Below are 23,058 nucleotides of genomic sequence, written 5' to 3'. Positions count from 1 at the left end.
AAGTAACACTTTACATGAATGAATCGTTCAATACGTTTGGAAAACTATAAAATTTCTCCATACTATCGAATATACATCATCAGTTTGTTTTAATAATTATTGGTCCTTTTATAACATCCATTACATTTGAAGCTGGTAGATTATTCTTGATTAATTGAACCATTACTTTCATATATGGGTGGATGTGACGAAAATATTTTTTATATCCTTTACACAAGTAATTCAGTCCAGGTTCGTCATTCTGTGTTTTCATAAAACGGCGCTTCGGGCATTCGCCATGGCAGGCAAAACGGACTTCACAGGTTTGACACTCCCCCGGTATATCTAGTTTTTTACTTGCACCAAAGCTTTCCTGCTCTACTGAATAAACTAATTCGACTGGATTATCTTCCACAATATTTCCTAGCTTATAGGATGGGTATACATAATGATCACATGAATAAATATCCCCGGTATGTTCCATGACAACTGCTTGTCCGCAGCTTTCAGAGAAAATACAAATATTTGACGGCAAACCGAGCCATGATGTAAGTGCCCATTCAAAATTCATAATATGAATGTCTCCTACATCGTGACGAACCCATTCATTAAAAACCTGAATAAGAAAATCACCATACGCTTGTGGATCCACTGTCCATGATGTTACTTGTTGATGTTTACTCTCACTTTTAGGGGAAGAGGGAGCTGCATGGCGCAAGCCCCATTCTTCGGCAACTCGATTTGGTGTCCGTTCCACAATCGGAATGAATTGAATAAAACGAATCCCCTGCTCTTTGAAAAAACGATAAATCTCTAATGAATATTGCGTGGATTCATTGGTTACACAGGTTAACACGTTATACTCCACACCATATTCCTTTAATAAGGTGAGTGCTCTCATAACTTTTTCAAATGTTGGTTTTTGACCCCGATCCACCCGATATCGATCATGAATAAATTGGGGACCATCTAAGCTTAAACCTACCATAAACTGATTTTCCGCTAAAAACTCACACCATTCTTCATCTAGAAGAGTTCCATTTGTTTGTATAGAATTTTTAATAACTTTATCCTTTGCGTACTTGGACTGAAATTTGATCACTTTTTTATAAAAGTCTAAACCTATTAAAGTCGGCTCTCCACCTTGCCAGACAAAGGGGACCTCAGGGGCAATCTGTGATTCTATATATTTTTTAATAAAAGTTTCTAATACTTCATCAGACATTTGATAGGTTGGTTTACCAGAAAACAAAGCTTCCTTTTCAGTGTAAAAGCAATACTCACAATCCAAGTTACATAAAGGTCCTGTTGGCTTGGCCAATATATGAAACCCTTTTTGAACATTTAATTGATGTTCCATTTTTTCTCCCCTATTAATCCATTTTTTACTATTAATCCTTCATTTCTCTGGAACTAATCACTTTAAATCATATTGAACCTTATAAATTTTTCCACTAAATTCAAAGTTCTTGCCTTTACCATAGTTTGGACTTACAGGGCTCAGTAAATCGCGGCCCACATCTAGCCCTTCCTCTGCAATAATTGTCGCCCAAAACGTTTGAGGCATATCCACTTCTCCCGCTTTTTTGCCGTTAATTGTTAAACTTCCCTTTCCTTGATTTTCACCTGTCTTCTCAAATGTAAAGATGATCGTTGAATCACCAACTGGTACCTTCTCATTAGAAACGATTTTATATACGTTCCCCAAATGGTTGTATTCATAAATGACCCTACTATTTTTTACATACAAGGTGTAACCACTTATATGATCTCCGTGAGCTACAAGGACACCTTCTATATTATTTTTCTCTCTATTTATCTCGGCTGTGATCGTGTAGGAACGATTTTGAATTTTAGGCGTCGCACTTGTACCAATATGCTCCAATCCCTGATAATAAGTAAATCGGTTCCGATTATTTGTCGCATTTGGATCTTGATAGGCAGCAATCTCTTTAAAATCATATTCAAATGGTAACGCTCCATACTTTTCAGCTTCTTTGTACCATAACGCTTGGAGTTCTTTTACTTTTTCAGGTTTTTCATTAGCAAGATTATTGGCTTCTGAGAAATCTTTGTTAAGTTGATACAACTCCCATTGATCGTTCTCGTATGGCTCTCCTTGTTTATGGAATGTAACAGCTTTCCAACCATCCTGTACAATCGCACGATGGCCGTTAATGGAGAAATATTGTGTGGTTCGATTACTTGGTTCCTTTTCATTATGAAAACTGTTAACCATACTTACACCATGGATTGGCATTTGCTCAATTCCTTGGTAGGTTTCAGGTGCTTGGGCACCGATCAAATCAAGGGCTGTTGCCGTGATATCCGTTACGTGATGGTACTGGGATCTAATTTCTCCTTTAGCTTCAATTCCTTTTGGCCAATGGATAATAAGTGGGGATCGAACTCCTCCATTATGAACAGATTGTTTAAAGTTTTTAAATGGTGTGTTACTTACTTGAGCCCATCCTAAAGGATACGCAGCCTTTACTTCAGGACCGCCAATTTTATCCTTCACATTCATTAGATCTTGTGTTTCCACTGGATATCCATTCAGATAATTAATAAAAGTAAGGGATCCATTCGGGCTTTCCGCACTTGCTCCATTATCTGAAAGAAGGAATATCACGGTATTGTCATACTCACCAACTTCTTTCAAATGATCTATAAATCTTCCAATTTCTTCATCTGTATGTGTTAAGAAACCGGCATAGGCTTCTTGAAAACGGGCATATGTTTCCTTTTCTTCTTTTGAAAGTTCATCCCAATCTTTTATTCTTGGATCTCCCGGCGGTAGTTTTGTGTCTTTTGGAATAATTCCCAATTCTTTTTGGCGTTCAAAACGTTCCTCTCGGATCTTGTCCCAACCTTTATCATAAACCCCTTTATACATATCAATATATTCCTGCGGAACTTGAATCGGTGAGTGAGTCGCCCCGAACCCTAAATAAAGGTGGAACGGTTTATCAGGAGTAATGGACGCATGGTCTGTTACAAACTGTTTGGCATGATCGGTGAAATCCTCCGATAGATGATAATTTTCCTTTTCCGGAGGTTCTATCATATGATTATCATAAACGAGCTCTGGTTGAAATTGATCTGCATGACTTTCAAGAATTCCATAAAATCGTTCAAACCCTTGCCCTAAAGGCCAATTATCAAATGGTCCTGCAGGTGTTATTTCATCTGCAGGTGCTGTATGCCATTTTGAAACAGCAAATGTGCTATATCCATTTTCTTTTAACATTTCTGCCGAAGTGGCAGCTTCATCCCTTATTAGTCCTTGTGTATGGCTATCAGGACCTAAATCAAAGTTGGAGATATTCCCCATTCCGACTGAATGATGATTTCTCCCTGTTAAAAGTGATGCCCTTGTAGGTGAACACATAGGATTGACTGTAAAATTATTGTAAAGAAGTCCATTTTTTGAGAGATTATCTATGTTTGGAGTTTTAATTTCTGATCCATAGCTTCCAAGATCAGAAAATCCAGCATCATCTAAGAGGATATATACAATATTTGGTTTCTCTTTTATATTGTTTTGAGCAGAAGGCTGAGGGACAGAATCAGTCTTTTTGGATGGTGTACTTCCCATCGCATGCTTTAACGTCATGTGGGTTCCAGCCATTAATACTGTACTAACAGCAGTAACTTTTAATAGAGATGACATTTTTTTCTTTAAATTTGTATCCAATAAATTTCATTCTCCTTTACGAAAAAATGATTCCTGTATTTGATAAAAAGCTTATACCTTTATCAAATACAGGAAAATAGTGAAATTCTTATTGTCAAATCAAACAGTAGACTTAATCTGACCACCATCCACTTGCAACGATGAACCGGTTATAAACGAAGCCTTATCGGAAGCTAAGAAAGTCACCGCATTTGCGATTTCTTCTGCTGTTCCATAGCGCCCAAGCGGAATTTCTTTTGCAATTTCTTCCTTGATTACTTCAACAGGGACCCCACGAGCCTCTGACAGACGAGCGGTAATTTCTCTTGAGCGATCTGTCCAAGTCGGACCCGGCATGATTTGATTAACCAAGATATTATCCGATGCTAATTCATTGGATAGATGCTTTGATAAGCCCGAAATCGCACTTCTTGCCATGGTAGAAATGACGCCTTTTTCACGTGGCTGCTTCACCCATGTGGACGTCATGAAAATGATTCGTCCCCATTTATTTTCTCTCATTTTTGGAATCGCGCGTTGTGTCATCTGTAACACAGGCAAGAGCATCATATCTAAGCCATTTTTCCAATCCTCATAATTTGTATCGGTAAAATTGGAAGTTTTAGGACCTCCCGTATTACAGACTAAAATATCGACTTGCCCGAAATGGTTTAACACACGATCCATTAAGCGTTCAACATCTTCAGCCTTTGCTAAATCTGCCGCTTCATAAAAAACATCATATTTTCCATTTTGTGATAAACTTTCTGCTGCTCTTTTAATACTTTCTTCATTTCTTGAGCTAATTGCGACACGCGCTCTTTCTTCAAGCATCGCTTGAGCAATTGCATAGCCAAGACCTTTACTTGAAGCTGTTACTAATACGACTTTATCTTTAATTCCGAGATCCATTTAGTGCCACCCCTTCTGTCTGTTGGATTTCTTCTAACCTATATAAATCCGTTCTTCTTTGCGTTAATGTCGGGACCCGCTTGCGGACATCCTCGACCCAATCTAAATCAAGATCTACCGTCAATACATCATCTCGATCAGATGATTGAGCAATAACAAGACCCCATGGATCTACCGCCATGCTTCTTCCATAGCTCCACTGATCATTTGGCGGGAATTTTCCGTAAGTAGCAGGTGCAACAATATAAACTTGGTTTTCAATCGCTCTTGCCCGAAGCAGTACTTCCCAATGATCCTTACCAGTGTGAAGCATGAAGATGGCCGGAACCAAAATGACTTTGGCTCCTTTTAATGCCAGAATTCGAAACATTTCTGGAAAGCGAATATCAAAACATACACTCAGACCCACAGGAACTCCTTTAATATTGGTGACAATTAATTGATTGCCTGCATCCTCTACTTTGCTCCCTTGATATTGAACATCCCCCACACGTGCATTAAATGTATGGACCTTATTATAAATATCTTGAATCTCACCTTTTGGATTGATCACGCAGCAAATGTTTTTTAATTTGGCTTCACCAGCTTCTTTTAACTTCATTGTTCCAGCCACAATGTAAGTATCCAGTTCTTTGGCAAGCTCCTTCAGTCTAGTAATCGTTGGGCCATCAATCGTTTCCGCTTTGTCAAAAAAGTCCTGATTCGTTGTCATTAAATGAAAGTTTTCAGGCAAAACAATCACATCTGGTTTACTTTTTGCTGCTTCTCTTACCAAATCGACTGCTTTTTGGACATTGACCTCCACTTGATCCGTTACCTGCATTTGTACCATTGAGACTTTTAACTTATTACTCATTTGATCAATTCCTTACCTGTATTAGCTGGGATTAAACTTGGTTCCACAATCGTGCCTTCTCGAATAATTTCTTTTCCATCTAATTCAATTGTGCAATTTCTCATTGGGATATCATAATGGCAAGGCGTAAACCGCTTCACATGAGCGTTCGGTCCCGTTGACCACATAAAGTTCCCTGCAAAAGAACGCGCATCCATGCCATACGTATCACTGCCATAAAAGCTTAATGCTTCCCAAAGCGCTGTTTCATCAAGACCCCAACCAAAATGGGAAGTACCATAGACATCTTTATCGTTATACGACTCAAAATATTGTTTAAATATCAAAGTGTCTAACCCCTGACCTTTGATATCGGTAATAAATCCTTCTTCAATCGTAATATCAATGGGCGATTCGATATAACGATTAAGTGGCAGTAGAATGTCGCCCACATCTAATACAATTCGTCCATTTACACTAACTTCGCTCGGATAACAAGCGACAAATCCACTTGCAAAATGATCCCATCTTCCTGGCTGGTCTGTATACCCGTATTGACCAACAATTGGTCGATCCTTTACTAACCTTACGGAAATATCTGTACCGATTTCAGAGCGAACACGCATTGTTTCTGCTTGTTTTAACATATTGACACTGGATTCTACTCTTTTTCGTAATGACTCTCTCGGAAACATTCTTTCTAAGATTTCTTGTTTTTCCCAAACCATTAGCATTCTTGCACCGCCACCTAATGTAACGGCTCTTGCTTTTGTATGAACCAATCCTTCTGCCGTTACATCAACAACCATATCCGCTTTTTTCAAAATCTCCATCGCATGTGGAGCTGAGTCGATAAATACATCAATATCTTCGGTTTGACGGCCTAAATAAGGAAGCTGCGCATGACGGATTCCTGGGAATTGAAGGTTCACACCATGGGCTCCTAATTCTTTAATCGCAGTTAAAAAAGCATCTACATATCCTTCACGGGATTCAGGTTGACTAGCGACTACGACAAACTCCCCTGTTTTTACACCGCAAAGAACTAATTCATCTTTAAATAAATTGATTAATTGTGAAAAATTTGGTTGCATGTAAGCCACTCCTTTATTATGTTCCTAATATTTCGAATTTTTATTTTTTACTTAATGCATCTTGTTCCATTAAAATGTCGGGTCAGCTGGAACCGAACTTGGTATCCCACTTGTTTGACACATTTTGTTACATTTCATTTCTGTTGCGCAAGTACTTGACGAGATCCAATTATTTTCATGGAATGGACACTTAACAAAATCACTCTTATGTCCAATGGCTCCTGTAACTGCACAGGAAAGGGTTTCTTCGGTTGTGTTAGGAATTTCTGGTAATCTACTAAAATATTGCTTCACCGTTTTTTCCTCACCTAGAATGGCAGCAATTATTGCTGGTAGTATGAATGCTAAGATAAGGGTAAAGAATACAGCCAATGACTGAAGTACAGTTCCAAACCCTCCAAATGTAGCAATCAATCCAATGATAATGGGTGCAATTAAAGACGTAAGACCAATCTTGTTTATATCAGGTAGATAGGCACGGCGAATTTCCAACCATTTTGGAATTTTATATTTCGGACGAACTAATGTCCATTCACCAAATGTCGAGCCTACCCATGCCGCAAACACTACTCCCGCAAACGTTGCGATGGTAGAGAAATGCGCAAGTACTGGACTGATGACAATGATAAAACCTAAAATGACAAAAGGAATAAGGATTTTTGAACGTGCAATATTTTTCTTCGTAATCTGTGTAATGACATTTTCAAAAGCAATCGTGCCTAAATACATATTCAATACATTCCCACGTAGTTGAGTGACTAACACTAAGAACAAACCTAATGGTCCTAATACCCAAACAAATGTAACACCCGGATCAGGATTTGTGCCATTTGTCGCCGCTAAGAAGAAAATTCCCATCGCTCCAATTAAGAATGAGTTGATAACGGAATTGATTACAACTTGAATCACTGCACCCTTTTTGGCTTCGCTTCGTCTTGTCATTCTTGTAAAGTCCGTTCCAGCAAAAATATTCATAAAACCAAATGCTCCCATCCATGCACCTGTCGCACCTAGAACGGTTAACCATGTTGTTGGAACTCCATTTGGATTTAGCTTCCACCATTCACCGGCAAATGCTGCATTTGCCAATTCGGACCAATTACTAAATAAACCAGCAAACACTAAAGCAATTCCAATCACATAAAGGACAAAGGTTGCAGTCTGCAGTCTAGCGATAAATACCATTCCATAAATCCCTAATGGAATAAAACAAACAACAATTAAAGATACAAATATCCAATAAGGTACATTTGGTAAAAATTCATGTATCGATTTTGCCATTACGGAGGTTTCAAGAGAAAACAGAATCATTAAGTAAAAGCCGATAATTAACGTATTAACAACGGATCCCATATAACCATAACTTCCACGACTCATTAAGTCTTTTCCGACTCCTTCATTTGTCGCCTTTAAGGAAGTGATATAAACCCCGACACCTACCAAAATCATTGAAAGCAGAAATCCAATCATCACATTTGTCGCACCAAAGGAGAGAGTTAGTAGAGCACCTGTTAGAGGGTACGCTAATGCGGTCGATAACCCCATCCAGCTCCAAGCACTATTCCAGGCACTGAATCTCCAGTTCCCAGGAACTCGACTAGAACCGTAGTCATCTTTTTTATTTTCAGCATTTGATGATCTTTCTAATTCCCTCGTATCATAGAACAAGCTTTCAGGTTGCCGATTTAATTCCTCTACATTTTTAATCTTCATCTACTATCCCCCATATCCTTTATTTAGGTATCAGCTAGAGAATCCTCCATTTTAAAACCACCTGATGTGCGTGCAAGTCCTCTGATACTAATGCCACTATCTGCCTGAATAATCGTTCCTGTCATGACTCTTGAACTTTCAGAGGCAAGTAATACATAGATATCTGCGTATTCCTCTGGTTGTGGAATAAAGGGTAATGGCAATGATTCCTCCACCCCAGAAATAATCGATGGTGCTTCAACCCCTAATGCATTTGGTGAGCCCATAACTGTTGCGATGACACCAGGCGCTACTCCATTTACGCGAATGGCTGGAGCCAATTCAAAGGCTAATTCCTTAATAAGCCCTGCTATCGCATGCTTAGAAGCGGTGTAAAGTGGACCTCCACCTGCAGAGTAGAAACTAGCATGTGAGGCAGTAAAGATCATGCATCCTCCCGTTTTAGCTAACTCTGGAAGGGCTAGTTTTGCTCCAAAAAGCATCCCTTTTACATTGATACTAAACAACTCATCAAAGGAAGCGCCCAAACGTTCCAATGGCATTTCTGCGATTCCGATATTTCCATCGAAGATCCCAGCGTTTCCTATGAAAATATCTAATTTGCCAAATTGGGATATCGTCTTCTCAATCATTCTCTTATTATCTTCTACTAAAGAAACATCCCCTTGAATGGTTACAATCGAATCTCCGAGTAAGGTTTCCATCTCATTTAATTTTTCTTGTGAGATGTCTGCTACACACACTTTGGCCCCTTCCACGACAAATCGAGTCACAACCGCTTTTCCAAGTCCTGATGCACCGCCCGTAACGAGTGCCACTTTATTTGTCAACCGTCCCACTTTTCTTCCTCCCTTCAAGCTGCTACATATTGATTATGTTTAGGTACTTTGTATAAAGCTTCCAGGCGGTTTCCTTAATCTTGACCAAGATTCTAATGTATCCTGCATGCTTCTCCATTTTTTCGTTGGAGAAGATGGATCTAAATAGACTTGTTCCGCTACAAATTCAAAGCGGTTCCCACCTGGCTCCATATAATAAGCATAGAGGTTTGGACCAATCGGATGGCGACCAGGTCCAAATTCAACGTCGACTCCAAATTGGGTAATCACATCGCAAGCGACCTTAATATGTTCGAAGTTGCTCATCGTCCAAGCTAGATGGTGAAGGGTTCCGTCTTGATTTTTTGTAATCGTTGATGCGACATCATGGTGATACCCTCTAAAGCGCATAAACGACATCATGTAATTTCCATTCATTTCTGGGTCGACCACATCTGAAACTTTAAAATTTAAAATCTCGGAGAAAAAGTCGGTTTCCTTTTTTACATCCTTTGTCACGAGATTAATATGATCGATATTTAACGGTGCTGCCGCAATATTCCTCGGATAAGCAGGCCTTGCCGGATTCGCATAATCATTATCAGCCACAAGCACAAACTCCATCATAATCCCACTTGGTAAGGGGAAACGAATGGCCCTTACCTGACCAGGCTCTGTTCCATTATGTCGGGTCACTTTCACACCTAGATTAGTAATTTTCCGATAAAAATACTCCAATTCCTCTTCATCATCGACCCTTACGGCAAAGTGAGAAATACCTGTCCCACCTTCTTTCACAGCAAGATCATAATTTTTGTCATAGCCGCAGCCTAGATAGGTGACACCATCTTCTTTACCGATTTCCACTAAGCCAAGCGCATCTTTATAGAAGTGCAGAGCTTTTGATAAATCTTTAACCTTAAGCTCCACATGCTCAAACCTCTGTGCTTTTGAATGCATGGTCAGACATCCCCCTTTCTTAGAAAATCTTAATCTCTCGAATCATTAATGCCATAATGGGTTTCAAAGAAAAATGAGAAATCTTCTGGTCTCATCAAGGTCAGACTTTCTAATTGCATCGCATCTAAGATGATTTTTCGATCATTCTTTTTATCTTCTATTTCTAATAACTCTCCGTTACTTGTTTCGATTTTCCTTATTTCAACATAGGCAAATTCATTGGCAATTCTCATGTTTTCCATATCGGGCCTCCTAAATAAAAATGGCTAAATTTTTCATTGGGATTGTAGCATGATCAAGAAGAATGAGTCGGTTCACCAACTTCCAATCCCCATCCTCTAAACGGAGCGTATCATGTCTTTCCCCGCTCAAAAATTGGTTAGTAGGTGAATCAAATTGACCTCTGAAAATGAGAAAGTTCGATTTAAAATGGATTTCATTTTCATGATCTTCTACTAATCTTGCTCTGAAGTTTGTTAGGAAATGTCTTGTGCGTGAGATTGGGTCTTCTGCCCAGTTGTATTGGGAATAGCTGCGTTGAACCCGCATTTCCATCGTACTTTTCGTTTCGTTCATATGGAAGGCAAGATCACTGAATTCACTTCGTGCCGCTTTTTCTCTTGTAACCCTTATAGGAATCCTGTACGTAAAGTCGTCTGCCATTAAATCAAGCCATTCTGTAAATCGACCATCATCAATTAATTCAGCTTCGTATAATAAGAAGTCAACAGCGTCTTGATAAATATCGATTGGAACTTTTTTTGTCATTTCGATTTTATTCATCTTTCAGCATCTCCTCTATATAAGTCCGATACATGGCTCTTTGATTTCCTTCTTCAAATCTCGGGTAATGGGCAATCCCTGGAAATGGCCAATCCATTACTTGTTTAGAAGTTCCCATCCCATTTAATCCCATTTGTAAATTTAACTTCATATGTTTCTTTGCAAACGTACCACCCGCATTACGGGTCATCGTTTCCCATGGAACCGGATCATCCATTTCAAAGGTACCCGCAATTCCAAATGAGGATACGGCCGCCTGGTAGGATGCACGCTTAAATTCCTCAGATGTATTTTTGTACATAAAGAACCAGTTAAAGACTTCAATTTCATCCTTGCCAATCGGTCTCCAAATCCTCCATGTAAACAGTGGAGTTGGCGGCACATTCTTCGGATCTGGACTCAACGGCAGCATCAGAAATGAGATATTCGGAAAAATATTTCCTACACATACCCGAGAACCTCGCGCTAATCTCAATTGATCTTCCGATAAATTATCCAAATTAAACGTTTTCACAATTTCTTCTGGGTAAAAGAAGAACAGCGGATCTTCACTTTCTAAATCAATGGAAAAGCTTACTCCATGTCCATTTCCTGCTTGTATATGATAGCCCTTCATATTTTCTTTTAGTGGGATCTGCATTACCCCAATATCATACGTTGATTTGTGAAGATACATTAAATGATAGTCATCACCAGAGAAATTCTCCGCCGCAATTTTCCAATTTCCTTTAATGGTAAATCGTTGCGGCTCTCCTAGTACCTCCATGCCTTCATCTTGTAGAGAGAAAATCATATCTAAATACCAAGCCATGCCTGACAAGGATTCTTCTAAACTAGGAGCATACTCATCCAGACAGGCAAAGATAAATCCATGGAATTTCTCTACACGCGGCGCGTGCTTCATTCCCCATTGGGATCGATCCAACCCATCATAAGCATCCTTGAAGGCTGGAGCACCGACTAACTCGCCATTATTTTTGAAGTTCCATCCATGGTAAGGGCAACGAAAATGGGAGCTATTCCCTTTTTCCGCACGACAGACACTTGCACCACGATGAGGACAAACATCTAGAATCGCGTTGATCTTTCCATTGCTATCTCTCGTTACGATAAACTTATCGTCCCCGATATAGCGAAGAACGTAATCCCCGTTATTTGGAATCTCTGTCTCGTGCGCCAAATAATTCCATCTTTTCCCAAAGATTTTCTCTAATTCAGCTTGATAAATTTCCTCATCATTTAAAATACCTATTCTTGAGATTCCCTTTTCTAAATCCGCTTTGAAGTCCTCAAGCATTGCCTTTGCTCTCGGAGACAACTTGGATGCCTCTTCGATATATTTATTACTCACATGAAATACCTCCCCATTTTCCAACCCTTTTTAAATTTGACGTCCTAGTAGATAGCCTGCATGAATGGCGTCAAAGATTTTGCCAGGCTGCTTGCCATCGCCAATCTCATGAACTTCTAGTAAAGTCTGTTCTTTTAACTCCCCAATCAAGCGATCATTGGAAACATAGCCAGTCGCATTGATAATCGTATCGACCGTAAATTCCTTCTTCATCCCGTTTTTATTGACCGTTATCATGATATCGTCAACCACTTCTTCTATTGATGTAGAAAGATGTACGTTTACCTTCTTTTCCGTTAGTTTTTGCATATAAGAAGTCGTAAAGGTTGCTAAATCTCCCTGCATTGTCGCTTTCTTTTCTTCAAGAATGGTAACGTCACAGCCTTTATCAGCTAGAAATAGTGCCGCCTCGATTCCAACGAGACTTCCGCCAATCACAACGACGGATTGACCCGAAATCACTTTGCTTTTTAAGACATCCTTTGCTTGCAAAACTTTGGACTCTTTCAAACCGTCAATTTTAAGTGGCTTTGGCACACCACCTATTGCCAAAATGACTTCATCAAATTCTTGATTTTGGAGATTGTCTACTGTCGCTTCTTGACGAATGACTTCAATATTTAGTTTTTCGATTTGAGCTTTATAATAGTTTTGTAGTCGGATTAAATCCTCTTTAAAAGATAGAACCGAACCTGGTACAAGGGAGCCACCAAGTTCTTCTTTTTCAAAAAGTGTGACTTCGTGGCCACGTAATGCGCTCACTCGTGCTACTTCTAATCCTGCTGGTCCTCCCCCAACTACTGCGATTTTCTTTTGTTTCGTTGCGGGGGTGAGGGTTAACTCTCCTTCTCTACCCGTATTCGGATTAACGGTGCAACGGATCGAGCGATATTTCCAATGGGTCCGTTCCATACAGCCATCGTTACAACGAATACAAGGGGTAATATCCTCCACTCTTCCTTCTTTCGCTTTCTGAGGGAAATAAGGATCCGCAAATAATGGACGTCCAAACGAGACAAAGTCAGCTTTCCCTTCCTCTAGAATGGTTTGTGCTAAATCTGGAGATGTAATCGACCCGGACGCGATAATTGGAATCGAAACATTTTGGCGAATCGCATCTGCTGCCCAAATATTCGGACCTCTTTTCACAGGCATTGGGGATACTTGATAAATCATTTGGTGGTGGTCTCCACCTGACACATGAAAGGCTTGGACCCCTAATTCTTCTGCCTTTATACAGACTTCAATCGTCTCCTCAATTTTGATTCCGTCTGGTTGATAATCAGTTCCATTGATTCTCATCGTAATCGTGAAATCTTCACTTACCTTGCTTTTTACATTTTCAATGACTTCTATTAAAAATCGCATTCGGTTCTCAAGAGAACCACCGTATAAGTCGTTTCGTTTGTTTGTGTGTGGAGATAAGAAATTGGTAATTAAATAACCATGCGCCGCGTGGATTTCAACTAAATCAAATCCAGCGATTTCAGCTCTCTTGGCGGCGTCGCCAAAATTCTCGATGATTTGTTTAATTTCTGTGATGGTTAATTCTTCGGGGATCATCCCTGTTTGTTCGTAGATCATTGGCCAAGGGATTCTTGATGGTGCTTTCATGGGTGGGGTGCCTAGAAATTTTTGTCTACCGCAATGTTCTAATTGAATTCCAGCTTTTGCCCCTTCCTCTTTGATCGTAGAAGCAAGATAAGATAAGCCAGAAATATGTTCCGTTTTACTAATGCCCAGCTGGCAAAAAGCAGATTTACTTGCATCATTATCGACGTACGTATATTCCACAATGATTAGTCCAGTGCCGCCACGTGCCAGTTCTTTATAATGTCGGATTAACCTCTCAGATACGGTACCGTCTTGATTCGCCAGTCCCGTATGCTGTGGTGCCTTAACAATGCGATTCTTGATTTCGACATTTCCAATTTTCCCAGGCTTAAAGAGATGCGAAAACGTAGTTTTTTCTTTTAAAAATGGATTCATTACTCGTCTCCTTTAATTAAATTACTCCGGGCTAATCAAGTTGCGATTTTATGATAATACAGGGGAACCTGATAGTAATTTCCCTGCATTTGGAACGACTGGATTTAGATGCAAACTTTTAAGGATTTGATAAACGGTTGATGTAGCTGCAGAGATCACTGGTTTGCCTAGCATATCCTCTACTTTTTGGATGGCAGGTAATGACGGCATCTGAACGCATGCCGATAACACAACTGCATCTGCATCACTAACATCAAGGTCTTTGACTATATTCACTAGGTTCATCGGATCTAATCTACCAACCTCTAAATTATCGGATACTTCTAAGCTGATTGAATCCATTACTTTAATCCCGCTTTCCTCAATATAATCAGCTACCATCTCTGTGAGCGGTTTCATATACGGTGTGATAATGGAAACTTTCTTTGCACCTAGCGTGTGAATCCCTTCTATTAAAGCCCCAGCTGAGCTAATCACGGAGGTTTCTGGACTCTCTTTTCTAGCAATCTCTGTTAAACGAGATTCTGATAAACAATGATAATTGGAACCTTGTGACATAATCGCTACGAGACAGGCATAAGCGATGACATCACAACGTGCATCAGATAGTTCTACGGCACAACGGTCGCTATCTTTATCCATTTTTGCTAACTCTTCTTTATTCACATGCATCATTCGCATTCGACTGGAATGGAAGGTGAAGGTTTCTTCCGTATTTTTTCTTGCTTGTAGCATGGCTGGAATTTCTGTTTCCATCGTTGTATTTGAACTAGGGACAATTAAACCAATTCGATAATTTTTTGTCACTTCATCCACCTCTTTTTATTGATTTACTTTCGTTTTTAATTGATCAATGACTTCTTCCGTTTTTACTACATCTGCGTATTTTTGCTGCATATCAAATAGATTAATCGCATGTGAAGTAACGCTTCTGTCAAAGACACATTCCTCTGGAACAATCACTTGATAGTTATAAGAAAATGCATCCACTACCGTGCTCCGAATACAGCCGCTAGTCGTACATCCTGTCACGATCAAGGTATCAATCTTATCTTTTATCAGATAGCTGTTTAACGGAGTTCCAAAAAAGGCACTTGGTTTCTTCTTCGAGAATACCATTTCCTCAAGTCTTGGCTGGATTTCATCCACGACCTTTGTTCCCTTTTCCCCTTCCAACAAGGTAGAATGCGAGAATATTTCACCTTTAATGGCTACGCGATCATTTGATGCATGCCTAGAACCTTCAATGATTGTATAGTAAACAGGGATTAGTGCTTCTCTTGCTGCTTCTAGTAAACTCTTAATCTGTTTTATTGATTCCCAACTAGCCTCACCACAGCTTGTTGGATATTTATGAATAGACTCTTCAATGGACTCTGCCTTTTCACCCGTAAAGCCATATTGCACATCCACAATGACTAATGCAGGCTTGTTGCCCATCCCATATTTTTTACCAAAACCACTTGTAGAATAATTGACTAAGTCCTTTGGATCGAGGTACTTTTCCCAGATTTCTGTCATAATGATCTCCTTTTAAAGATTTTTTATTGCTTGAATTGCCCACATTCGTTTCGATTTCATTTCTTTGTTTTTTGACTTCTGAATACTGTCGACAATTAAACAATTTCCCTTTTAAGAAAGAAGGGAGAGTTTAGTGATAACACAACTAATTTTTAAATTAGATTATATTATAGTTTAATGATTTTTGTAAATTTTCAGATAAATTACAGAAAATAAAAAGGGTAAATCCTTATGCTCCTGATTGATCCCCTTTTTGTTCATTCAATTTTTCTTTTAATTGCTCTAAGTCATGTAGGATGTGATCCCTCATTTTTTTAGAGGCTAAATCGGGATTACCCGATTTTATGGCTTCACATATTTCTATATGTTCCTCAATAAATGAATCATTGACATAGTAATAATTAAAGAAATTATTTCGATAAAGCAGCGTTAAATTGTTAATATTGCCCATCATGTCTATTAATCTTTTATTTTTACTCGCTTTTACGATAAACTCGTGAAAGAAAGTGTTTTGATTGACTACTTCTTGCAGATCTTTTTCAATAAAAGCTTTTCTTACTCGATAGATGCACTTTTCAAGATCTTCAATCTCTTGAGCGCTGATCCTCGTTGTTGTTAGAAAAATGGCCATCCCTTCGAGACCTGCTCGAACTTCGAAAAGCTCAACGACATCATCTACATTTGGTTTATAAACAAGCATTGCACCGTCTTGATTAATCAGTAATCCTTCTTGTTCGAGTTTTCGGAAAGCTTCTCTCACTGGGCTTCTACTAACACTTAGCTTTTCGGCAAACCACGCATCTACCATTCTTTCTCCTGGTTGAAGTTCACCGCTTATAATAGCCTCTTTTAAATTGTCATAAATTTGTTCATATAGTGGATTAACCTTTTGAACTTTCATATTTCTCACCACCTCTTTTGTCCTTATCTTTTGCACTCATCCTCTTCATAAGAAGTGGGAGGATTCCACTAAATGAAGGTAACTGGACTATGAATGCTGTCGACAGTATATCTTATGTCCTTATTATATAAATATTCTGAAAGTTTGGCAAGTACTTTTTAGAAGTTTTTTTAATTGAGTCAAGGAGACAGGTTCCTTGACTCATTTTTGGCGGTGTTCGTGAGTCAAGCGACCTGTCCCTCTGACTCTGCAAACTTATAAAGTGCTTGCCTTATCAACCTGTTCTTTCTTTTGACTTCTAAAACCCTTTAAATCTCTAACATTCACTAAACCATTCGCTAGTAAAATAATCATCATCCCAATGATTGATGTAAATGTAATGATTTCATCTAAAAAGATCCAGCCTGAAAGAATACTTACTACAGGGACCAATAATAACGATAAAGTTGTTTTTCCTCCTTCTCCGGAACTTAAAAGATAGAACCAAAGGATAAATGCAAGGGAGGATGCAATAGCCCCAGCGTAAAACACAACCATAACAGAATTCCAATTCCATGTTACACTTTGTCCCTGTTCAAAGAGGAAGGAATAGAGCAGGAGAACGATTGCTCCAATCAGCATCTGATACGCTGTAAATTGCCAATTATTATGACTGTGAAGTACCTTCTTTACAATAATATTTGATACGGCCCACGCTAAGGCACCAGACAATACAGCCAATTGTGCGATCAGACTGACTCCACTCCAATTCAATTGAAATGGGTTAATCTCCATTACCATAAAAAGACCGATTATCCCTAAAGCTAAAGCCATTACCTTCAGGGATGTTAAACGTTCCCCAATGAAAAAGTTGGCGAGAAACGCATACCATATAGGCATTGTATAAACTAATAAACTCGTTAATCCCGCATCAAGGTATTGAAGGGCAAGCTGATTCATAATAAATACGTAGCTTGTTTGAAGAACGCCACAAATCGTATACCACTTTAAATCTCCCTTTTTCGGCAGAGGAATCCTTTTATAAAAACAGATAAGCAATAGAATTCCGGACCCTATGAAGAAACGAAAAGCAGAAAACAAAACTGGAGGAAAAAAATCTAAAGCTACTTTCATTACAATAAAGTTATATCCCCAGATAAGGCATAGTAGCAAGGTGATCCAGATCACTTTCACTTTCACCTTCCCTCTATCAATATTTTAATCTTTCATAGTTTGCTCTGCAAAAACAACAATTCCTCACAAAAAGTTTTGAAAATCCTTTTTGTGAGGGCTTGATATAGTTCCTACTATACAGTATCTGCTAACCCAAATTCTTGATTTTCTTGTTGTCGAGGTGTATGTTGCTTCGCGTATTTTTTTGCTAGAAACGAAACATAGATCGGTAAAAGTATTCCAGATGTTACAACCGCAGCAGCAATTTGGACAGTAGCTATTTCTACTTGAGGAGCAAAACTTGCATTTACAGCTGCAATAGCAGCTGGAGTTGCAATAGCATTACCCGCGACAGCACCTTCTGCTACACCAACAATTGGATTCCATCCTACCTTTTTGAAAATCATCGAAATTGTAGTACCAGTTAATACAACAGTAAGTACTCCAAGTGCAATACCAGCTAATCCACCTTGAATAATTGCAGTGAAATTAATTCCCATACCTAGCGCAAATACTATAAATGGAATAACAGCGTCTGCTCCTTTTGTTAAAAATTCCTTCATATCAGAATCTAAATTACCTAATACTATACCTAGTAGAAGTGGTACTAGAACTGCGACAAAATCAATAATTGAGAATAAACCTCCACCTAATCCCATGCCTCCAAATAAAGCTAACGCTAACATTGTTAAAAACGGACCATCGTTCAAGGATAGAATCCCAATTGCTGCACGGTCATCCGCCTTTCCAAATTGGCTTGTAATTGCAAGGTACATAGACCCATTACTATTTGTCATAGCTGCAATAATGGCAAGCGGAGCAAGACCTAAGAACAAACCATTTGAACCAGCTAATGAATAACCAATGATACCAAATGCCGCACCAATCACCCATTTCGAAACTAACATGGTTGTACCTTTTGCTAATGCCCCTTTTGCTGTTTTTAGATTAATTTCAGCACCTACACAGACAAAGAAAAATCCAAATAATGGAACCACACTATTAACAAATAATCCTTCTGTAAAGCCACCAATACGCAGTGCATTAGGGGCCAATGTGTTGATCAAAATCCCTAAGAATAGTGGTACAATTACCATTCCCCCAGGAATTCGATCCAAGGTTTTTTTTATCTGCATAAAAACATCCCCTTCTCCAACGTTTTGAAAAATCAGAAAATTTAATTCAACCCTATAAGAATTCTCGTAACTTTATAATTCAACACTAGTTTCATTTATCATTTTTTAGTAGTGGTAGAGTCAAAGAGACTAATACTTTTGAAATAACTAGTCTCTCTACCATTTTAATAAAAGTTCCTTTAAAAGTTTACTGTTTAGTTAACAGTTGCTAACGAATCTATCTCTTCTAACCTAACTACGCGTTTTTCCTCAGCTGACTTTTGAGCAGCTTCAATAATTCTTAATTGAGTAATAATCTTCTCACCGGATGTTAGAGGTTCTCTATCCTCGATAACTGAATCAACAAACTCTTTCATTTGAATAGCGAAATTGTGAGGTTCGGAAGCACCGGACATGATAAGCTCTCCATTTACATATAAATCAGTATCTGCTGTTCCGATAAGACCAACGTGATCACCTGTTTGACTCCACTTTATCGTACCTTTTTTCCCGATAATATTTCCTTCGTGAATTGGATATTTATTATTGATACCTAAAAAACACGTTGCCTGTGTTCCGTCGTTAAACCCAATAATAATCGTTAGATCATCATCGCCCTCAAAGTCAGGATTGTTTGAAGTCCCTTGGGCAAGGACAGAAACTGGTTCACGATCATCCATCATCCATAGAGTAATATCAATGGCATGAGAGCCTAACATTGGATAAGCTAGTCCGCCAGTTGCCTCTTTAGATCTCCACCAAAGTGGAGCAATATCTTTGTCAAAGTAGCAAGTGAAATTGTATAACGAATTAGTAATCTTACCAATTTTATCAAAGTGTTTTCTAGCTTCATGGAATGCCTGGAAATATCTTCTACTTTGAGCAACCATTAGCTTTTTGTTATTCCTTTTAGCAGCATTAACCATTGAAATACCTTCTTCGACAGAGGTTGCCATAACTTTTTCTACAAGAACGTGTTTCCCTGCATTAGAAGCTTGTACAGAAACAGGCTCATGTAGGTCATGTCGCAGACAAATCACTACTGCATCAACATTAGGATCTGCTAAACAATCCTCTACAGATGTATAATATGGAACATTAAATTCCTCAGAATAAGATTTAGCTAAATCTTCCTTTATATCAACAACAGCAGTAAGCTCGCATAATTCAGGCCAATGCTGGATCGAATCAATATGTGTGCGTGCAATTCTACCTAAACCAATAATAGCAATCTTTACTTTGTCTAAACTCATTTAAAACATCCCCTTATTTTTAGTTTTTATCAGGTTATCAGACATGTTAAGAAAAAATATCAGGTTATCAGACATCGTTGTGCATTAGAATTCTTTATTTATGTAAGAAGCTTCTAGCTCCTTACGCTTCTCGTAATCTTCTACTGTAATCAATTCCAAATAAGATCCCGGGGTCATACAACAAGCTAATGCATATCCTTCTGCTAGCTCTTCATCAGATAAAGCATCATGTGAACGAATTAATTCCTGATTATACTCACCACTTAGCACCTTTACTTTACACATTCCACAGCCGCCTCGTACGCATCCGGTAGGAATTGGAATAAATAGGTCACGTGCTGCTCTTAAAGGTGTTACATCAGTTGGACAAGAATAATCAAATTGCTGTCCTCTTGCATGAAGAATCACTTTATTCATAATTAAACCCCCTATTATCTAAAAAGTTATACCGAATTAAGTTAAGGCCTTCATAAAGGATTCAGATAATTCTCTTCTATGATAGAAAATACCCTGTCCAATTTTGTCCTCTGTCCAAGTAATAGTTGGCATATCTGGATATGCCTTATATCCGCCAGCGAAAGCTTCATTACGATTACCAGATGGATCAAAGAAGTAAATGGTTTCACCTCTAGTGATACCGTGACGAGTAGGTGTAACATCAAATGGAACTTCATACATGGATAGTATATCTGCTGCTTTAAATACATCATGAAGAGAATCAACATGGAATCCTGCGTGGTGTAGTTTAGCATCTGGTCCTTTTACAAATGCAATATCATGAGCTGAATTAGTTGTAAATAAAAAGCTTCCTAGCAGTTCTTCAGCGTCAATAGAAGTAATTCTTTCACTTTGTCTAAAATTGAGAGCTTCTACAAAGAATCTAGTAACTGTTTTTAGGTCATCACCTGTTAGCAATATGTGATCAAGGCGATGAGGAGCAATACCTTGTTTACCTAAAGGCCATGGGTGTGGGTTAAGTGTTCCAACAGCTGTCCCTAAAAAGTCAATCTCATGGTACAGTTCACAGTGGTGACCAGTTGGTAGAATAAAATGAACAGCTTCTCCCTCAGCTAATCTAGCACCCTTTGAAATACGAGTTGTTGTACATCCGAATTCTTCTACCTTTTTCTCGAAATAAGCTAAGTCGTCCAATGTTTCTACTTTAAAAGCAAGGTGGGCAATCCCAGCCGTGTCTGATTTAGTTATGATTAAACTATGGTGATCGAACTCATCCCAAGCCTTTAAGTAAACACTATCTCCCGAGCGTCCAGTTTCTTCTAGACCAATAACCTTTGTATAGTATTCTACTGATTTTTCTAGATCGAGAACTTTAAGTTCTACTCTCCCCATACGCATTACCCTAGCCATAATATTCCTCCTCTAATTTAATAGATAAGTGTGAAATAGTAAGTTTCCTGTTTTCTAAAACTTTTCTTGAAGAAGATAATTTGATATAATCTGAATATCAGGTTATCAGACATGTTAATGAAAGTTTATGGAAAACGTTTACAATTGATATATTATCAGATGTTTTTTTACTTGTCTAGTTATTTTTCAGAAATTTTGTATTTTTTTAAATATATAATATAATCTAATTAATTTTAATGATGGGGGCTATTATGAAAACTACTAAAATAAATAGACAAAAAATTTATGAGGTTATTGCTGAACAGATTAAACAACAAATTATAGATGGTGATCTAAAACCAGGCGATAGACTGCCTACTGGTAAAGAGTTATGTGAGATGTATGGAGTAGGTAGATCCACAGTAAGAGAGGCTTTAAGTGCATTAGAAATAATGGGTCTTATTGAGACACGACAAGGTGAAGGAAGTACAGTAAAGACATGGAATCCAGAGATCATGGCACTCCCTAATTTTCAGGACTTTCTAATAAGCGAAGAAACTGTTCTTGAGCTTATGGAGGCTCGGAAATCATTAGAGATTTCAATTTCTAGAATGGCTGCAATCAAAAGGACAGAGGAAGATTTGAATAAACTAGAGGATAATCTAAAATATATGGAGTTAAATTTATCAAATCCAAATGAGAGTAAAAAAACTGATATGCTCTTTCACAAGCTTTTGGCACAATCTACTCAGAATTCAATTATGGTTCATTTAATAGAAGCAATATCAGATCAGATGGACAAAGCCATGGAAGAAATACGTAGGATTACATTTGGCAGTCCAAGTTTATCTAGAAAGATTCTAAAAGAACACCGTGCTATTTATCAGGCAGTAGTGGAACAAAATACGGCGTTAGCACAACAAAAGATGTTAGATCACCTTGGTCATTTTGAGGGTGAAATGGGTGAATATTATAAATCAAAAAAGGAATTGAAGGAGATGGAAAAAAGAGGTAAGTTTTGATGCATTGGTTTCCCTTCAAATGGGAAAGAGATTTTAGAGGGAATTAATAGTAAAAAATAAAAGTTAATAAAAATCAGTGTACATACAAAACCCCCTATTCATAAAAGTAGAATAAGGGTTTTTGTTTTAAAAACATAACGGAGAAAGAGGGATTTGAACCCTCGCGCCGGTTGCCCGACCTACGCCCTTTCCAGGGGCGCCTCTTCAGCCACTTGAGTACTTCTCCAAATTAAAATTTGGCTCCGCAGGTAGGATCAAACCTTACGACCGTTTGATACTGCCGATTGCTTACCAACTGATCTAAGCATTACAACGAAATAATATCTTAATTCAAAAGTTAACCCCCTATTAACATAGGGGGTTAATTTGCCTGGCAACGTCCTACTCTCACAGGGGCAAAGCCCCAACTACCATCGGCGCTGAGAAGCTTAACTTCCGTGTTCGGGATGGGAACGGGTGTGACCTTCTCGCCATTGTTACCAGACTATTTTGTTGAAGGATTGTTCCTTCAAAACTAGATAATGTATGTTAGACAATCATGAATGTGTGGTTAAGTCCTCGACCGATTAGTATTTGTCAGCTCCACATGTCGCCACGCTTCCACCTCAAACCTATCAACCTGATCATCTTTCAGGGG

The 23,058-nt window shown here is 38.5% G+C and carries 21 protein-coding genes, 1 tRNA gene and 2 rRNA genes (1 of these 24 running past the window's edge); 1 reads left to right on the top strand and 23 read right to left on the bottom strand.

Going from position 1 to position 23,058, the window contains the following annotated elements; all coding sequences use genetic code 11:
* Nucleotides 1-79: 79 nt before the first annotated feature.
* From Q5760_RS09655 to Q5760_RS09560, 20 genes are all read right to left on the bottom strand, one after another.
* Nucleotides 80-1,339 (bottom strand): anaerobic sulfatase maturase, encoded by a 1,260-nt coding sequence (locus Q5760_RS09655; RefSeq protein ID WP_428911970.1) that lies wholly within the window; start codon nucleotides 1,337-1,339, stop codon nucleotides 80-82.
* A 57-nt stretch (nucleotides 1,340-1,396) separates the two neighbouring features.
* Nucleotides 1,397-3,676, bottom strand: a complete 2,280-nt coding sequence (locus tag Q5760_RS09650; RefSeq protein ID WP_428911969.1) for an arylsulfatase — start codon at nucleotides 3,674-3,676, stop codon at nucleotides 1,397-1,399.
* 99 nt (nucleotides 3,677-3,775) lie between these two features.
* Entirely contained in the window at nucleotides 3,776-4,567 is a 792-nt protein-coding gene (locus Q5760_RS09645; protein ID WP_428911968.1) for an SDR family oxidoreductase, read from the bottom strand.
* Entirely contained in the window at nucleotides 4,551-5,423 is an 873-nt protein-coding gene (locus Q5760_RS09640) for a carbon-nitrogen hydrolase family protein (RefSeq protein WP_428911967.1), read from the bottom strand. Before Q5760_RS09640 ends, Q5760_RS09645 begins: the two co-directional genes overlap by 17 nt.
* Complete coding sequence (locus Q5760_RS09635; RefSeq protein WP_428911966.1) at nucleotides 5,420-6,496, bottom strand: hypothetical protein; 1,077 nt, start codon at nucleotides 6,494-6,496, stop codon at nucleotides 5,420-5,422. Before Q5760_RS09635 ends, Q5760_RS09640 begins: the two co-directional genes overlap by 4 nt.
* 69 nt (nucleotides 6,497-6,565) lie before the next feature.
* Nucleotides 6,566-8,209: a purine-cytosine permease family protein gene (locus Q5760_RS09630; RefSeq protein WP_428911965.1), complete on the bottom strand. Its 1,644-nt coding sequence runs from the start codon at nucleotides 8,207-8,209 to the stop codon at nucleotides 6,566-6,568.
* 23 nt (nucleotides 8,210-8,232) lie between these two features.
* The gene (locus Q5760_RS09625) at nucleotides 8,233-9,048 is read right to left on the bottom strand and encodes an SDR family NAD(P)-dependent oxidoreductase (RefSeq protein WP_428911964.1); all 816 of its coding nucleotides are present in this window, start codon (nucleotides 9,046-9,048) and stop codon (nucleotides 8,233-8,235) included.
* A 39-nt stretch (nucleotides 9,049-9,087) separates the two neighbouring features.
* Entirely contained in the window at nucleotides 9,088-9,987 is a 900-nt protein-coding gene (locus tag Q5760_RS09620) for a VOC family protein (protein ID WP_428911963.1), read from the bottom strand.
* Between the two features lie 29 nt (nucleotides 9,988-10,016).
* Complete coding sequence (locus Q5760_RS09615; protein WP_428911962.1) at nucleotides 10,017-10,229, bottom strand: hypothetical protein; 213 nt, start codon at nucleotides 10,227-10,229, stop codon at nucleotides 10,017-10,019.
* Between the two features lie 10 nt (nucleotides 10,230-10,239).
* Nucleotides 10,240-10,770 carry an aromatic-ring-hydroxylating dioxygenase subunit beta gene (locus Q5760_RS09610; RefSeq protein WP_428911961.1) on the bottom strand — a complete coding sequence of 177 codons (531 nt, stop codon included), beginning with the start codon at nucleotides 10,768-10,770 and terminating at the stop codon, nucleotides 10,240-10,242.
* Complete coding sequence (locus Q5760_RS09605; protein ID WP_428911960.1) at nucleotides 10,763-12,121, bottom strand: aromatic ring-hydroxylating oxygenase subunit alpha; 1,359 nt, start codon at nucleotides 12,119-12,121, stop codon at nucleotides 10,763-10,765. Before Q5760_RS09605 ends, Q5760_RS09610 begins: the two co-directional genes overlap by 8 nt.
* 30 nt (nucleotides 12,122-12,151) lie before the next feature.
* The gene (locus Q5760_RS09600; protein WP_428911959.1) at nucleotides 12,152-14,110 is read right to left on the bottom strand and encodes an FAD-dependent oxidoreductase; all 1,959 of its coding nucleotides are present in this window, start codon (nucleotides 14,108-14,110) and stop codon (nucleotides 12,152-12,154) included.
* 48 nt (nucleotides 14,111-14,158) lie between these two features.
* On the bottom strand, nucleotides 14,159-14,917 hold the full coding sequence (locus Q5760_RS09595) for a maleate cis-trans isomerase family protein (RefSeq protein WP_428911958.1): 759 nt from the start codon (nucleotides 14,915-14,917) through the stop codon (nucleotides 14,159-14,161).
* Between the two features lie 15 nt (nucleotides 14,918-14,932).
* Complete coding sequence (locus tag Q5760_RS09590) at nucleotides 14,933-15,631, bottom strand: isochorismatase family protein (protein ID WP_428911957.1); 699 nt, start codon at nucleotides 15,629-15,631, stop codon at nucleotides 14,933-14,935.
* Nucleotides 15,632-15,860: 229 nt separating this feature from the next.
* Entirely contained in the window at nucleotides 15,861-16,532 is a 672-nt protein-coding gene (locus Q5760_RS09585) for a GntR family transcriptional regulator (RefSeq protein ID WP_428911956.1), read from the bottom strand.
* Nucleotides 16,533-16,787: 255 nt separating this feature from the next.
* On the bottom strand, nucleotides 16,788-17,711 hold the full coding sequence (locus Q5760_RS09580) for a DMT family transporter (RefSeq protein ID WP_428911955.1): 924 nt from the start codon (nucleotides 17,709-17,711) through the stop codon (nucleotides 16,788-16,790).
* A 107-nt stretch (nucleotides 17,712-17,818) separates the two neighbouring features.
* Nucleotides 17,819-18,820, bottom strand: a complete 1,002-nt coding sequence (locus Q5760_RS09575; RefSeq protein ID WP_428911954.1) for a 2-keto-3-deoxygluconate permease — start codon at nucleotides 18,818-18,820, stop codon at nucleotides 17,819-17,821.
* 194 nt (nucleotides 18,821-19,014) lie between these two features.
* A complete protein-coding gene (locus Q5760_RS09570; protein WP_428911953.1) occupies nucleotides 19,015-20,052 on the bottom strand; it encodes a Gfo/Idh/MocA family protein in 1,038 nt (345 codons plus the stop codon).
* A gap of 84 nt (nucleotides 20,053-20,136) precedes the next feature.
* Nucleotides 20,137-20,469, bottom strand: coding sequence for a 2Fe-2S iron-sulfur cluster-binding protein (locus tag Q5760_RS09565; RefSeq protein WP_428911952.1), 333 nt, complete (start codon nucleotides 20,467-20,469; stop codon nucleotides 20,137-20,139).
* Nucleotides 20,470-20,505: 36 nt separating this feature from the next.
* Nucleotides 20,506-21,420 (bottom strand): catechol 2,3-dioxygenase, encoded by a 915-nt coding sequence (locus Q5760_RS09560; protein ID WP_428911951.1) that lies wholly within the window; start codon nucleotides 21,418-21,420, stop codon nucleotides 20,506-20,508.
* Nucleotides 21,421-21,671: 251 nt separating this feature from the next.
* Here Q5760_RS09560 and Q5760_RS09555 point away from each other — a divergent pair, with 251 nt between their 5' ends.
* Nucleotides 21,672-22,421, top strand: coding sequence for a FadR/GntR family transcriptional regulator (locus Q5760_RS09555; RefSeq protein WP_428911950.1), 750 nt, complete (start codon nucleotides 21,672-21,674; stop codon nucleotides 22,419-22,421).
* A gap of 138 nt (nucleotides 22,422-22,559) precedes the next feature.
* On the opposite strand, the gene Q5760_RS09550 is transcribed toward Q5760_RS09555, so the two are convergent.
* The 3 genes from Q5760_RS09550 to Q5760_RS09540 form a co-directional block, all read right to left on the bottom strand.
* Nucleotides 22,560-22,647 (bottom strand) — tRNA-Ser (locus tag Q5760_RS09550).
* Between the two features lie 142 nt (nucleotides 22,648-22,789).
* Nucleotides 22,790-22,905: ribosomal RNA gene (gene rrf, locus Q5760_RS09545) — 5S ribosomal RNA — on the bottom strand.
* Between the two features lie 62 nt (nucleotides 22,906-22,967).
* A 23S ribosomal RNA gene (locus tag Q5760_RS09540) occupies nucleotides 22,968-23,058 on the bottom strand (it continues 2,845 nt past the right edge of the window).

The sequence above is a fragment of the Niallia sp. Kr1 genome (assembly GCF_050389805.1).
In the GTDB taxonomy this organism is placed as follows: domain Bacteria; phylum Bacillota; class Bacilli; order Bacillales; family Cytobacillaceae; genus Bacillus_BD.
Note: the sequence above shows the minus strand (reverse complement) of the source record. Positions and strands in the feature narration are given on the sequence as shown.

Coding starts and splice junctions, on each gene's coding strand:
- Q5760_RS09655 (WP_428911970.1), bottom strand. CDS start 1,339: ATGGAACATCAATTAAATGTTCAAAAAGGGTTTCATATATTGGCCAAG.
- Q5760_RS09645 (WP_428911968.1), bottom strand. CDS start 4,567: ATGGATCTCGGAATTAAAGATAAAGTCGTATTAGTAACAGCTTCAAGT.
- Q5760_RS09640 (WP_428911967.1), bottom strand. CDS start 5,423: ATGAGTAATAAGTTAAAAGTCTCAATGGTACAAATGCAGGTAACGGAT.
- Q5760_RS09635 (WP_428911966.1), bottom strand. CDS start 6,496: ATGCAACCAAATTTTTCACAATTAATCAATTTATTTAAAGATGAATTA.
- Q5760_RS09630 (WP_428911965.1), bottom strand. CDS start 8,209: ATGAAGATTAAAAATGTAGAGGAATTAAATCGGCAACCTGAAAGCTTG.
- Q5760_RS09620 (WP_428911963.1), bottom strand. CDS start 9,987: ATGCATTCAAAAGCACAGAGGTTTGAGCATGTGGAGCTTAAGGTTAAA.
- Q5760_RS09615 (WP_428911962.1), bottom strand. CDS start 10,229: ATGGAAAACATGAGAATTGCCAATGAATTTGCCTATGTTGAAATAAGG.
- Q5760_RS09610 (WP_428911961.1), bottom strand. CDS start 10,770: ATGAATAAAATCGAAATGACAAAAAAAGTTCCAATCGATATTTATCAA.
- Q5760_RS09600 (WP_428911959.1), bottom strand. CDS start 14,110: ATGAATCCATTTTTAAAAGAAAAAACTACGTTTTCGCATCTCTTTAAG.
- Q5760_RS09590 (WP_428911957.1), bottom strand. CDS start 15,631: ATGACAGAAATCTGGGAAAAGTACCTCGATCCAAAGGACTTAGTCAAT.
- Q5760_RS09585 (WP_428911956.1), bottom strand. CDS start 16,532: ATGAAAGTTCAAAAGGTTAATCCACTATATGAACAAATTTATGACAAT.
- Q5760_RS09575 (WP_428911954.1), bottom strand. CDS start 18,820: ATGCAGATAAAAAAAACCTTGGATCGAATTCCTGGGGGAATGGTAATT.
- Q5760_RS09570 (WP_428911953.1), bottom strand. CDS start 20,052: ATGAGTTTAGACAAAGTAAAGATTGCTATTATTGGTTTAGGTAGAATT.
- Q5760_RS09565 (WP_428911952.1), bottom strand. CDS start 20,469: ATGAATAAAGTGATTCTTCATGCAAGAGGACAGCAATTTGATTATTCT.
- Q5760_RS09560 (WP_428911951.1), bottom strand. CDS start 21,420: ATGGCTAGGGTAATGCGTATGGGGAGAGTAGAACTTAAAGTTCTCGAT.
- Q5760_RS09555 (WP_428911950.1), top strand. CDS start 21,672: ATGAAAACTACTAAAATAAATAGACAAAAAATTTATGAGGTTATTGCT.